Consider the following 13198-nt stretch of genomic DNA (forward strand, 5'->3'; position numbering starts at 1 on the left):
AACACGCGCCTCGTACGGTCGCCGCCATGAGTACGTACACCTCGACCCTCGGCGGCCGTCGCTACCGCTTCGGCTCCCTCGCGCGTCTGCTCGCCGCCGCGAGCCCCGAGCGCTCCGGCGACCGGCTGGCGGGGCTGGCCGCATCGTCCGCCCAGGAGCGGGTCGCTGCGCGGTGGGCGCTGGCGGACGTACCGCTGGCCGCGTTCCTGGCCGAACCGGTGATCCCGTACGAGACCGACGACGTGACCCGGCTGATCGTCGACACGCATGACGCGGCGGCTTTCGCGCCCGTGGCCGGACTCTCGGTCGGCGGTTTCCGGGAGTGGCTGCTGACGGCCGACACTGCCCAACTGTCCGCCGTGGCAGCTGGGTTGACACCTGAGATGGTGGCGGCGGTGTCCAAACTGATGGGCAACGCCGATCTCGTCGCGGTCGCGCGGAAGGTGAGCGTGGTGACGGCGTTCCGGTCGACGATCGGGCTGCCGGGCCGCCTCGCCACCCGGCTCCAGCCCAACCACCCCACCGACGACCCGGCGGGCGTGGCCGCGGCCCTGCTCGACGGGCTGCTGCTCGGCTCCGGCGACGCGGTGATCGGCATCAACCCGGCGACGGACAGCCCCAAGGCGGTACGCGACCTGCTGGAACTCCTGGACGGGGTCATCCAGCGCTACGCCATCCCCACCCAGTCCTGCGTCCTGTCCCACGTCACGACGAGCATGGACCTGATGGCGCGCGGAGCGCCGGTCGACCTCGTCTTCCAGTCCATCGCCGGCACCCAGGCGGCCAACGCGTCCTTCGGTGTGACGCTGGGTCTCCTCGACGAGGCGTACGAGGCGGCACGGGCGCTGGGCCGGGGCACGGTCGGCTCGAACGTCATGTACTTCGAGACCGGCCAGGGCAGCGCACTGTCGGCCGACGCGCACCACGGGGTGGACCAGCAGACGGTGGAGGCGCGGGCGTACGCGGTGGCCCGCCGCTACGACCCGCTGCTCGTGAACACGGTGGTCGGCTTCATCGGCCCGGAGTACCTGTACGACGGCCGGCAGATCCTCCGCGCCGCCCTGGAGGACCACTTCTGTGGCAAGGTCCTCGGCCTGCCGATGGGCCTGGACATCTGCTACACCAACCACGCCGACGCGGACGACGACGACATCGCCACCATGCTCACCATGCTCGGCGTGGCCGGCGCGTCCTTCGTGATCTGCACACCGGGCGGCGACGACATCATGCTCAACTACCAATCCGCCTCGTACCACGACGCGTTGTACCTCCGCGAGGTCCTCGGGCTGCGCCCGGCACCGGAGTTCGAGGCCTGGCTCGACTCGATCGGCCTGCTGGGCGAGGGCGGAGAGATCAACGACGTGTCCGCCACGGCCCACCCGTTGACGGCGATCGGAAGGGAACTGGTGGCATGACGACCGGTCAAGTGGAGCTGATGAGCGGGGAGTTGTGGCCGACCCTGCGCCGTCACACCCAGGCGAGGATCGGCCTCGGGAGGGCGGGCTCGGGCCTCCCGACCCACCACCGGCTGGAGTTGCAGGCCGCGCACGCGGCGGCGCGGGACGCGGTGCACTCGCCGTTCGCGCCGGACGTGGTGGCGGCGGCGCTGGGCGGCGAGCCGACGGTACGGGTGCGCAGCGCGGCGCCCGACCGGCTCACCTATCTCCAACGCCCGGACCTGGGGCGCCGGTTGGACCCCGCCGACCGGGCGCACCTGCCGGTCGGAGACTGGGACGTGGTCTTCGTGGTCGCGGACGGCCTGTCCAGCCGGGCGGTGCACGAGCACGCGGCGGCGATGGTGCGGGCGACGACGGCACTGCTGCCCACGTCCTGGCGGGTGGCTCCGGTGGTCCTCGCGGAACAGGCCCGCGTGGCCCTCGGCGACGACATCGCCTCGGCGATGGGCGCGACGATGGTCGTGGTCCTGGTCGGCGAACGCCCCGGTATGTCGGCGGCGGACTCCCTGGGCGCGTACCTGACGTACCGCCCGAAGCCGGGCGTCACGACGGACGCGGACAGAAACTGCCTGTCCAACATCCGGCCGCCGCTGGGGCTGACGTACGAGGTGGCGGCGGGGAAGCTGGCGGGGTTGATGGGGAGGGCAGGGGAACTGGAGATCACGGGGGTGGGACTGAAGGACGAATCCGATCACGATGGCGTGCATGAGTGGCTACTCTGAGTTGCGGCTGGTCCGCGTCAAGGGGAGAGCGCATCATGACACTCATGGCAGAGCGACCGGTGATGAGCGGCACTGAGCCCAGCGGCGGCTTCGAGGAGCTCTTGGACCTCCTCGACGAGCTGCATGTGCCCGACGGCTACAAGGCCGAGATCATCAGGGGGAACATCGTCGTGGCGCCGTGGTCGAAGGCCTACTACTTCGACGTCCTGGAGCTGGTGTGTGAGCAACTGCGTCCACACCTCCCCGAAGGGCATCGGATCAGTGCCAATCCGTTCCTCTACGTGTTTCCAGGCTCCGAGCGTGCCTACGGCCCCGACATTCATGCAGCGCACCGGAGCGTCAGTCGGCATACGAGCAACCACCTGGACGGTGAAGCCCTCTCCTTCGTCGCCGAGCTCACCTCCCCCTCCACCCGGGCAGTCGACCTCACCGACAAGGTCGAGACCTACGGCAAGGCAGGTGTCCCCGTCTACCTGGTCCTCGACATGCAGGAGCAGCAGGCCATCGTCTTCGGGTCGCCGTCTGCCAAGGGATACGAGGCCCGCTTCACCAAGCCCTTCGGGGAGAAGCTCTACATCCCCGAGCCTTTTGACTGCCCCCTCGACACCACCGGCTTCCAGCCCCCTACCTCGTCGGCAAAGTAAGCCCCCAAGCCCCCTCCCGAACCACCCACGTCCGAGTCCGCACCGGCCCCGCCACCACCGCGTCCGCCCGGTAGCGGAAATCCGCGCCGGACACGGTGACCGACCGCCCTCGTGCGCACAGCGGAGACGCCTCCGCGCCCACCGACACCGGCCGTACCTCCACCTCGGCCAGCCCCGGAGTCGACGGTCTTACGGAAACCGTCTCCACCGGCTGGTCCAGATCGACCATGGTGACCCCGTCGACCTCGACCCGCAGCCGTGCCGGTCCGAACCGGGGCTCACCGACGAGCTGCTCCCGTGGCGGGCGGGCCGGCACCAGGGTCCGTACCAGCGACTGACAGGTCCGCAGCCACGACGCGTGCCCGGAGCCGGCCGGCGAGGGCACCGCGGGCGAGGGGAGCGAAGGGATCCGAAGCGCCCCCAGCACCACCCCGTCACTGTCGTCCACCAGCAGGTCCATCCGCCGTACGACCCCGTCGAGCACCGCCCGCGCCGCCGCCACGGCCCCCGTGGGCACCCCCAGCGCCCCCGCCAGGGACAGCGCGCCGCCCACCGGCACCATCGACAGGGCGCATCCGGCCAGCTCCCGCTGGCGGTGCAACAGGGACACGGTCCGCATCAGGGCCCGGTCGTCGCCCACCAGCACCGGTCTCCGTGAGCCCCGCCTGGCCAGGACCCGGGCGAATTCCTCGGGCCCCTCCGGCATGCACACCTTGGCCGCCGCACCCGCGCTGAGCACGTCTTTTGCGATGCGGACGGACTCTCCGTCGGTGCGCCGGGCGACCGGATCGATGACGACCAGGAGCTGATCGGAAGTCGCGAAAGTCGCCACCTCGGCCATGCCTCGCTTCCTCGGGTAGCATCTTTGTGCAAGAGCCCCTTGCGCTATTGCGCCAGGGGCTTCGTCTATTCCGGGGCATCCGGTCCGACGGGTTGCGGCCGACGAGGGTCGCTGACGTACGAGGCACACGCTGTGCGGCGTACGTCTCTGACCTTGGACATGCCCCGCCCGGAAGGGGTGTACGCGCGTGCCCGCACTTGTGCTGCTCGGTGCTCAGTGGGGTGACGAAGGCAAGGGAAAGGCGACGGACCTGCTAGGTGGGTCCGTCGACTATGTGGTGCGCTACCAGGGCGGCAACAACGCCGGCCACACGGTAGTCGTGGGCGATCAGAAGTACGCCCTTCACCTGCTCCCTTCCGGGATCCTCACACCGGAGTGCACTCCGGTCATCGGCAACGGTGTCGTCGTCGACCCGTCGGTCCTGTTCTCCGAGCTGAACGGGCTGAACGAGCGCGGCGTCGACACGTCCAAGCTCCTGATCAGCGGTAACGCTCACATCATCACGCCCTACAACGTGACGGTGGACAAGGTGACGGAGCGCTTCCTCGGGAAGCGGAAGATCGGGACGACGGGCCGCGGTATCGGGCCCACCTACGCGGACAAGATCAACCGCGTCGGCATCCGGGTCCAGGACCTCTACGACGAGTCGATCCTGACGCAGAAGGTCGAGGCGTCCCTCGACATCAAGAACCAGATGCTCACCAAGCTCTACAACCGGCGCGCGATCGCCGTCGAACAGGTCGTCGAGGAGCTGCTGTCCTACGCGGACCGCCTCAAGCCGTACGTCGCCGACACGGTCCTCGTCCTCAACCAGGCGCTGGAACAGGACAAGGTCGTCCTCTTCGAGGGCGGGCAGGGCACCCTCCTCGACATCGACCACGGGACCTATCCCTTCGTCACGTCCTCCAACCCCACCGCCGGTGGCGCGTGCACGGGCGCGGGCGTCGGCCCGACGAAGATCAGCCGGGTCATCGGCATCCTCAAGGCCTACACGACCCGGGTCGGCTCGGGCCCCTTCCCGACCGAGCTGTTCGACGCGGACGGCGACGCGCTGCGCCGCATCGGCGGCGAGCGGGGCGTCACCACCGGCCGTGACCGGCGCTGCGGCTGGTTCGACGCGGTCATCGCCCGCTACGCGACCCGCGTGAACGGCCTGACCGACTTCTTCCTCACCAAGCTCGACGTCCTCACCGGCTGGGAAGAGATCCCGGTCTGTGTGGCCTACGAGATCGACGGCAAGCGCGTCGAGGAACTCCCGTACTCGCAGACCGACTTCCACCACGCGAAGCCGATCTACGAGAACCTGCCCGGCTGGAGCGAGGACATCACGAAGGCCAAGACCTTCGCGGACCTCCCGAAGAACGCGCAGGCGTACGTGAAGGCGCTGGAGGAGATGTCGGGCGCCCCGATCTCCGCGATCGGTGTCGGCCCGGGCCGCACGGAGACGATCGAAATCAACTCGTTCATCTAGAAGTAACTCGCGCGGCACACGGCGATTGGCGGATCTGTGACCCAGATCCGCCAATCGCCCTTTTTGTGCCCACAGTTGCCCTTCCTTGACCCGGTCATGGGCATTTCCTGGTTCTCGGCGGGTATCGGCGCGAGCAGCATCTACGCGTGTAGTCCCCGCACGGCACACGTACCTGCTCGCGACACCGCAGCCACCCAGGAGCCCTGAATGCCCGTCAATCCCCTGAACCGCCGGGAGTTCGTGAAGAAGTCGGCCGTCACCGGTGCGGCCGTCGCCGTCGCGGGGACGGCCGCGACGACCCCGGCCCGGGCGGCCGACCAGCACAAGAAGCCCGCCCCCAAGCCGAAGACCTGGTCGTTCTCCATCCTGGGTACGACCGACCTGCACAGTCACGTCTTCAACTGGGACTACTACTCGGACAAGGCCTACTCCGACAGCAAGGGCAACACGTACGGCATCGCGCGCATCGCCACCCTCGTCAAGAACATCCGCGCCGAGAAGGGCGAGGACCGGGTGCTGCTCGTCGACGCGGGCGACATCATCCAGGGCACGTCCCTGGCGTCGTACTACGCGAGCGTCGACCCGATCACCGGCAAGGACGGCAAGCGCGGCCCCAAGCACCCCATGGCGATCGCCATGAACGAGATGCGCTACGACGCGGCGGCCCTCGGCAACCACGAGTTCAACTACGGCATCGAGGTCGTGCGCACCTTCGAGAAGCAGTGCCACTTCCCGCTCCTCGGCGCCAACGCCCTGGACGCGAAGACGCTGAAGCCGGCCTTCAAGCCCTACACGGTCAAGCGGATCAGGGTGCCCGGGGCGCCGGACATCAAGGTCGGCATCCTCGGCCTCACCAACCCGGGCATCGCCCTGTGGGACAAGGACAACGTCTCCGGGAAGATGACCTTCACCGGCCTGGTCGAGCAGGCGAAGAAGTACGTGCCGCGCCTGCGCGCGCTGGGCTGCGACGTCGTCTTCCTCACCGACCACTCGGGCCTCGACGGCTCGACGTCGTGGGGCGACGAACTCCCGTACGTGGAGAACGCGTCGAACCTGGTGGCCGAGCAGGTCCCCGGCATCGACGCGATCCTCGTCGGCCACACCCACACCGAGGTCGCCACCTACACGGTGAAGAACGAGGAGACGGGCAAGGAAGTCGTCCTCTCCGAGCCGTACTGCTACGGCTACCGCCTCTCGGTCTTCGACTTCGAGCTGGAGCTGGAGCACGGCTGCTGGAAGGTCACCAGCACCACGTCGACCACGATCAACAGCAACACGGTCGCGGAGGACCCGACGATCACCGAACTCCTCACCGCGGACCACAACTTGGTGGTCAAGTACGTCAACACGGCGATCGGCACGTGTACGGCGGCGATGTCGACGGCGGAGGCATGCTGGAAGGACGTCCCCGCCATCGACTTCATCCACCAGGTCCAGATGGACGCGGTGAAGTCGGGCCTGTCGACGGCGGACGCCGCGCTCCCGCTGATCTCGGTGGCGGCCTGCTTCAGCCGCACGGCCGTCATCCCGGCCGGCGACGTGACGATCCGCGACGTCGCGGGCCTCTACATCTACGAGAACACCCTGTACGGCAAGAAGCTCACCGGCGCCCAGCTCAAGGACTACCTGGAGTTCGCGGCGAAGTACTACCACCAGGTGCCGGCCGGCACGAAGGTGGACACCTCGACGCTCACGAACGCCAACAGCTTCTGGGACTACATGTACGACACGGCGGCGGGCGTCGACTACGAGATCGACATCGCGGCGGCCGAGGGCTCCCGCATCAAGAACCTGACCTACAACGGCACGGCGGTCGCCGACGACCAGGTCTTCGTCGTCGCGGTCAACAACTACCGCGCCAACGGCGGCAGCGGCTACCCGCACATCGCCGCCGCGGAGACCGCCTACAGCTCCACCAACCAGGTACGCGACCTGATGATCGCCTACGCCACGGCGAAGGGCACGATCAACCCGACGGCGTTCGCGGCGACCAACTGGAAGCTGACGCAGGACGGCACGGCGGTCTTCTAGGAGTTCCAGGAGTCCCCTTCCTGGCAACAGGTTGTGGATTCCTGTGAGGTGCTGTGAATGATCAGTTTCACGGCCTCTTCACATCGGACATTAACTATGTTCCGTGCATGTCATATCGAAGACGGTTTTCCCCGGCGGCCGTACGACGTACGGCCGCCGGGCTGTCTCTCCTGCTGCTTTCGGCGGCGGCGACGGATGTGCCCCTCAGATCCGGCACATTCGCTGAAGCCGCCTCAACCCCGGTCGCTCCAAAGACCTTTCAGGTCACCCCCGCGGTGGACACCGGCAGCGACGGCGCCGCGAAGGCGCTGTCGTTCCTGACGCCGGACCAACTCGCCCGCAGGCAGGCCAAGCTGACGGGCGAGCGGGTCGAGCTGACCTCGCAGCGCACCGAGGACACCACGACCTACGTCAATCCCGACGGCACCCTCACCACCGAGAGCTACGCCGGTCCCGTCCGGGTCCAGGACAGCGACGGGACCTGGGAGTCGATCGACACCGAACTCTCGGACGCCGGTGCCGCGTTGGAGCCGCAGGCCGCGGCCGCCGACATCACCGTCTCCGACGGCGGTGACACCCACCTCGCGTCCGTGTCGGCGGACGGCAAGTCCTTCGGGATGAGCTGGCCCGATGCCCTGCCCACCCCGTCCGTCGACGGCGACACCGCCTCGTACGATGTCGGCGACGACCAGAAGCTGACCGTCACCGCGCTGCCGCAGGGCTTCTCGGAGAACGTCGTCCTCGACTCCGCCCCGGCCGACGGCACCGTCTCCTACCGGATACCCCTTGCCCTGCACGGGCTGACCGTGTCGAAGGCGTCCACGGGGCATCTGCTCCTCAAGGACGACGACGGCGACCTGGTCGCCGAGGCCCCGGCGCCGATGATGTGGGACTCCTCCAAGGACCCGGCCTCCGGCGAGTCGAAGCACGTCACGGCCGTCGACTACGACATCGAGACCGCGGCGGACGGCACCCAGACCCTGGTCCTCACCCCGGACGCGTCCTACTTCGACCAGGACCTGACCTACCCGGTCATCGTCGACCCGACCAGCACCCTGGCGGTGACCACCGACACCTGGGTCGCCACCAACTACCCCGACTCACAGATCTCCTCGGCCGAGCTGAAGTCGGGCACGTACAACGGCGGTGACACCGTCGCCCGTTCCTATCTGAAGTTCGACGTCTCGGACTTCGTGGGCACCGACATCGTCGACACCAACCTGGCCCTGTACTCGTACTGGTCGTCGTCCTGCTCGACCGCGGGCTCGGGCACCCAGGTGCGCCGCATCACCTCGACCTGGTCCTCCTCGACGATCGCGTGGGGCAGCGAGCCGACCTCCACCAGCACCGGCGCGGTCACCAGCACGGCCGCCAAGGGCTACTCCGACGACTGCCCGGCCGGCACCGTCAACTTCGACATCGACGACATCGTCCAGGCCTGGGCGGACGGTTCCACCAACTACGGCCTGAAGGTCAAGGGCGTCAGCGAGACCGACAGCCTGACCTGGCGCCGCTGGCGCTCGGCCAACTACGTCTCCGGCGACGGCTCGACCGAGCCGCACCTCACGGTGACGTACAACTCGTACCCGAAGACGCCGACTTCGCTGACCCTTTCGCCCAGCACCAACAGCGGCAGCGAGAAGATCGTCACGTCGGTCAACCCGGTGTTCTCGGCCAAGGTCTCCGACGTCGACTCCGGTGCCAAGGTCCGCGTCCAGTACGCCATCGAGCCGGACCCCGACTACGCCGACACCACGTACACACTGACCAAGTCCACCGCGTACGTCGCCTCGGGCAAGGCGGCCGCCCTCAGCGTCCCGACCTCGACACCGCTGCCCGACGGCAAGCACCTGCGCATCCGCGCCCGCGCCTACGACGGCACCGACTACTCGACGGCCTGGACCTCATGGACGCCGTACACCGTCGACACCGGCGCGCTGGACATCCCGGACGTGCCGACCGGACTGCAGACCGGCGCCACGGAGACGACCACACCGCTGCTCACCGCCGTGGTCACGGCACTCGGACAGTCGGCGGTCGACACCCAGTTCGTCCTGTACGACGCCTCCGGCTCGGTCATCGGCGGTACGCCGCTGGGCACCGCGACCGTCGAGTCGGGGCAGCGCGCGGCGCTCCAGGTGCCGGACGGTCTGCTGAGCGACGCCGGTACCTACTCCTGGAAGACGCGCGCCTGCGTGGGGAGTGTCTGCTCCTCCTACACCGCCAAGAAGTCGTTCACCGTCGATGTGACCGACGCTTCCCAGTCGGGTGACACGGCCGGCGGTGTACCCACCGCGGTACGGGATCTGAGCGCACGAGCCGGCGAAGGCGGAGCCCTGGTCGGGTGGAGCGCACCGGAGGACTTGGGCGGAAGCGACGAGGACGGCGTCACCTACACGGTGAACGTCATCACCGGCTCGTCCACTGTCAAGACCCTTACCGTGTCGGGCACTTCGGCCGTCATCACCGGGCTCACCAACGGGCTCGCGTACACGTTCTCCGTGGCCGCGGTCGACAGCGCGGGAAGCGGGCCGTCCACGGTGTCCGCTTCCACCGTCCCGGTCGCGGTGAGTGGGGGAACGGCTGCCTATCGCACTGTCCTGCAGCAGTATCTGGACGCGCAGACCGGACTCACGGAAGGTACGTACGCGAACTCGTCGGCCGCCGCCGACAGCAGCGACGACGGTACGGCCTTCGCGGACGTTCTCGAAGCGGAGCAGTCCGACCCGCTCACCGAGCGGGCGCTGCTGGCGGACGACGACTCGGAGACCAACGGCTCGACGGTCACCCTGAGCGATGTATTGGCGATGCCGTCCACCGACGGCAAGACGGTGACGCTGCGCGCCACCGCGACGACCGCGAAGACCGTCACGGTCGCCGCGGACAGCACCGACCCCGACGCCGCCGAGGCCGCGGAGGAATCGACCTATCTGTACACGTTCACCGTGGCCACCCCGCCCGTACTCACCGGGCACATCGACGCCGACGCGGCTGAGACCGTCGTCAGTGCGGGCGACGACGCACTCACGCAACTCGGCGACGACACCACGGTGACGGACGACGACACCGACTCCTCAACGGATTCGCCCGCAGGCATGGAGACGGACGCGGACGGAGCCCTGGTGGCCGCAGACGCCTCGTCCACCACGACGGCCACCACGGTCTCCGCCCATGCGCAGTACGCGGCGGACATCTCCGGCAGCGGCACGGCGAAGTGGGCCAGGGACCACTGGAACTCCAAGCACTGGTACGGCAACGACTGCACCAACTTCGCCTCGCGCTCGCTGAACAGCGGCGGCGGTATGGACAAGAAATGGGGTTCGCGCCTCGACCGTCACAAGGACGACTACTGGTGGCGCAACGGCGACTACCTGTACTGGAAGCAGTCGGACTCCTGGAGCATGGCCTATCATCTGGCCGACTTCATCGACAGACAGGCCACCTACTCCTGGCACACCAACAAGGGGCAGGTAAACCTGGGCGACATCGTCTTCTACAACTGGAACGACAAGGGCGACGACCATCCAGGCGGCTTCAAGGGGATCAGCCACGCGTCCGTGGTGACGAAGATCGACTCGCACGGAAACATCTACATCAGTCAGCACAGCAACAACCGCAAGAACTATCCGCTGACGAGCCAGCGCAAGCTGCACAAGAACATGGACGTCTGGATTGTGACGTCCTTCCCCTGGTACGAGTGAGGCTGCCGAAAATGACAGACACAACGGCCTCTCGGGGCCTGACCTGGCGGGTACCGGTCCTGTTCCTGGAGGGGGCGCTCGCCGTATTCGTCGCCGTGAGCCTCCACGCCGACTCGTCGAACGGCGTGTGCGACCTCTCGTCCCAGGACCTCTACCGGAACGTGGCCTATGTGCTGTGGGCCTCGCTGCCCGTGAGCTGGGCGCTGCTCTACCTGGGCAAAGTCTGGCTGCGACGGGTCTCCTGGACCGTCGTGGGACTTCGGCTGGTCTTCGGGGTGGCGGTCGGGGCGCTGATGCTGATCGGCGGGGGGACGAGCCTCTGCTGAAGCCGCTCCGGGAGGAACTCGTGGGGCTCTGGGCCGAGTCGCTCCTCACCGTGGCGTCCGCCACGTGGTGGACCTACCTGCTGTGGGTCCACCGTGACGCCCTGTACGCCGACCCCGCCCCCGTGACGCTGATCCTCACGGTCACGCTGTCACTGCTGCTGACATGGACCCTGTGGCCGTGGACCGGAGGACTCCGGGGCGTGATCCTGACGTCGGTCGCGCTGCGCGGGGTCGTGCTGCTGACGCTGTCCCTGTGGTTTTTCCAAGACCTCTAGCTCAGGCGGTGCTTGAGACGAACGCGGCCCAGGCTTCGCCGGAGACGGTGAGGTGTGGGCCGTCGGGGTTCTTGGAGTCGCGGATGTGGATGGTGGTGTGGGGGCAGGTGGCGATCTCGACGCACTCGCCACCACTGTCGTTGCTGTACGACGACTTGCGCCAGGCGTAGGCGACTTCGAGGCACTGGCCGCCGCTGTCGTTGCTGTAACTCGACTTGAACCACTGCAGGGTGCTGGTCATGCGCGCTCTTCTCCTGCCAACTTCCGGATGAGGCTCAGGGAGTCGTCCGGGCTCAGAGCCTGCGTACGGATCTTCGCATAGCGGTGCGAGAGTTGGGACACCTTCGAGGGATCGCTGATCAGGACGCTCTCGTCCTCGATCTCCAGATAGACGACATGGCGGTGCTCCTTCGTCACCACCAGGACCATGTCACCGCGCGTTCCCGCGTGCCCGCCGTGCAACCCCCGTTCCATCGGGTCCACTTGGACACTGACATTGTCCCGCTCGGCATCCTCCGCGAGCGAGCGCAGTTGCCCGCAGTGGATGTCCCAACTCGCGAACGGCCGCCTCATCACAGCCTCGTCGAGGATCACCTCGATCATGGCCGTCGGATCCCGGTCGAAGAGTTTCCGGCGGGCCACGCGAGCCTCGACCAACTCCTCGACCTTGGCGTCGGGGAGTTTGGGGAAACCGCCGCCGATCAGGGCCCGGGCATAGTCCTTGGTCTGGAAGAGGCCGCCGACCACGTACGTCTGATACGACGACAGCGTCACCGCCTCCGCCTCCATCAGCGCGAAGTTCTTGAACTGGGGCGGGTACTTGTCGAGCAGGACGTACGTGCGGGCCTCCTCGAAGATCCGCATCCCGCCCCCGATCGTCTCCTCCAGCTTGACGAGCATGTCGTCGCTCGCGGGCTGCGCACATGTCTCCATCGCGCTGATGGCGGACCCGGTGTAGCCGGTCAACTTGCCCAACTCGACCTGTGTAAGCCCCTGTTGCTCACGCAGTGCCTTCGCGAGGAGGGCGACGAGGCGCGCCACTCCACTCGCCTCCGACTTGTTCTCCGCCCGCGCCATCGCGGTCACCCCCGAACTCAACCGAACTCAACCGGTCACAAACACCCCGCGCCCGTATCCAACCGTTGCCGATGGTCGACGCAGAGTTATGGAAGACGGTAGCTGTGGCTGCCGAGACTGTCCTCATGGATACGCAAAGTGACCTGAAATGGATCCCCGCAACCGGCATCCAACTCCGCAAGGCGGGGGTCCAGTTCGACGCGGTACGGGTCGACGGCGACGAGGGCAGAGACCTCGCGGACAGGCTCGCCCGCATGACGGGAGGGGCGCCGGGCCCGGTCGTAGAGGAAGCGACGGGTAACCGGGCCGTCTACTTCCTGGTCCCCGTCGGCAGCACGTCCCACCGCGCGTGGCCACCGGGAGTAACCCGCCTCACCGCCGGCCCGCACCACATCTCGTACATCCCGGTCCCGGCCCTCAACGGCCGGACCTGGCCCCTGACTTGGCGCTATCGCCCGACGGCCCCGGACCACTTCGTCCACACCCTGCTGCTGCGGACCGCCCTTCACCCTCAAGAGTGAAGAACGCCAACTCCCGCCCTGAGAAACCCAGTTCCGGCTTGCGTTCGTCGCTTTGCGCGCGCATAGAGTCACGCCAACAAAGAACGCCCCCGCGGTGCGCCAACACCCGGGGGCTTGGCACCAGGTTCCGAT

Annotated in this window: 12 protein-coding genes; 9 read left to right on the top strand and 3 right to left on the bottom strand. The window is 67.9% G+C overall.

Translation table 11 applies throughout. The features are described from left to right. Positions 1 to 26 precede the first annotated feature (26 nt). The 3 genes from AB0I51_RS30940 to AB0I51_RS30950 are packed head-to-tail and all read left to right on the top strand — an operon-like array spanning position 27 to position 2823. Entirely contained in the window at positions 27 to 1415 is a 1389-nt protein-coding gene (locus tag AB0I51_RS30940; RefSeq protein WP_362980770.1) for an ethanolamine ammonia-lyase subunit EutB, read from the top strand. Then, positions 1412 to 2179, top strand: a complete 768-nt coding sequence (eutC, locus tag AB0I51_RS30945; protein WP_362980772.1) for an ethanolamine ammonia-lyase subunit EutC — start codon at positions 1412 to 1414, stop codon at positions 2177 to 2179. Before AB0I51_RS30940 ends, eutC begins: the two co-directional genes overlap by 4 nt. 35 nt (positions 2180 to 2214) lie before the next feature. Then, the gene (locus AB0I51_RS30950; protein WP_362980774.1) at positions 2215 to 2823 is read left to right on the top strand and encodes a Uma2 family endonuclease; all 609 of its coding nucleotides are present in this window, start codon (positions 2215 to 2217) and stop codon (positions 2821 to 2823) included. Here AB0I51_RS30950 and AB0I51_RS30955 read toward each other — a convergent pair. Further along, complete coding sequence (locus AB0I51_RS30955; RefSeq protein WP_362980776.1) at positions 2804 to 3664, bottom strand: diacylglycerol kinase; 861 nt, start codon at positions 3662 to 3664, stop codon at positions 2804 to 2806. The genes AB0I51_RS30950 and AB0I51_RS30955 overlap by 20 nt on opposite strands. Before the next feature lie 187 nt (positions 3665 to 3851). Here AB0I51_RS30955 and AB0I51_RS30960 point away from each other — a divergent pair, with 187 nt between their 5' ends. The 5 genes from AB0I51_RS30960 (at position 3852) to AB0I51_RS30980 (ending at position 11468) form a co-directional block, all read left to right on the top strand. Continuing rightward, positions 3852 to 5135, top strand: coding sequence for an adenylosuccinate synthase (locus AB0I51_RS30960; RefSeq protein WP_362980778.1), 1284 nt, complete (start codon positions 3852 to 3854; stop codon positions 5133 to 5135). A 207-nt stretch (positions 5136 to 5342) separates the two neighbouring features. Beyond that, positions 5343 to 7166 (top strand): 5'-nucleotidase C-terminal domain-containing protein, encoded by a 1824-nt coding sequence (locus AB0I51_RS30965; RefSeq protein WP_362980780.1) that lies wholly within the window; start codon positions 5343 to 5345, stop codon positions 7164 to 7166. Positions 7167 to 7441: 275 nt separating this feature from the next. Continuing rightward, complete coding sequence (locus AB0I51_RS30970) at positions 7442 to 10867, top strand: DNRLRE domain-containing protein (RefSeq protein WP_362980782.1); 3426 nt, start codon at positions 7442 to 7444, stop codon at positions 10865 to 10867. 11 nt (positions 10868 to 10878) lie between these two features. Further along, positions 10879 to 11193 carry a hypothetical protein gene (locus AB0I51_RS30975; RefSeq protein ID WP_362980784.1) on the top strand — a complete coding sequence of 105 codons (315 nt, stop codon included), beginning with the start codon at positions 10879 to 10881 and terminating at the stop codon, positions 11191 to 11193. Between the two features lie 20 nt (positions 11194 to 11213). Further along, the gene (locus AB0I51_RS30980; protein WP_362980786.1) at positions 11214 to 11468 is read left to right on the top strand and encodes a hypothetical protein; all 255 of its coding nucleotides are present in this window, start codon (positions 11214 to 11216) and stop codon (positions 11466 to 11468) included. A 1-nt stretch (position 11469) separates the two neighbouring features. Here AB0I51_RS30980 and AB0I51_RS30985 read toward each other — a convergent pair whose 3' ends face one another. After that, complete coding sequence (locus AB0I51_RS30985) at positions 11470 to 11709, bottom strand: DUF397 domain-containing protein (protein ID WP_362980788.1); 240 nt, start codon at positions 11707 to 11709, stop codon at positions 11470 to 11472. After that, positions 11706 to 12545, bottom strand: coding sequence for a helix-turn-helix transcriptional regulator (locus AB0I51_RS30990; protein WP_362980867.1), 840 nt, complete (start codon positions 12543 to 12545; stop codon positions 11706 to 11708). The genes AB0I51_RS30985 and AB0I51_RS30990 overlap by 4 nt, the downstream gene beginning before the upstream one ends. Positions 12546 to 12670: 125 nt before the next feature. Between AB0I51_RS30990 and AB0I51_RS30995 the strand changes: the two genes are divergently transcribed. Then, a complete protein-coding gene (locus AB0I51_RS30995; RefSeq protein ID WP_362980790.1) occupies positions 12671 to 13066 on the top strand; it encodes a hypothetical protein in 396 nt (131 codons plus the stop codon). The last annotated feature ends 132 nt before the right edge of the window (positions 13067 to 13198 follow it).

This window comes from Streptomyces sp. NPDC050549, from assembly GCF_040655035.1.
Classification (GTDB): Bacteria; Actinomycetota; Actinomycetes; order Streptomycetales; family Streptomycetaceae; genus Streptomyces.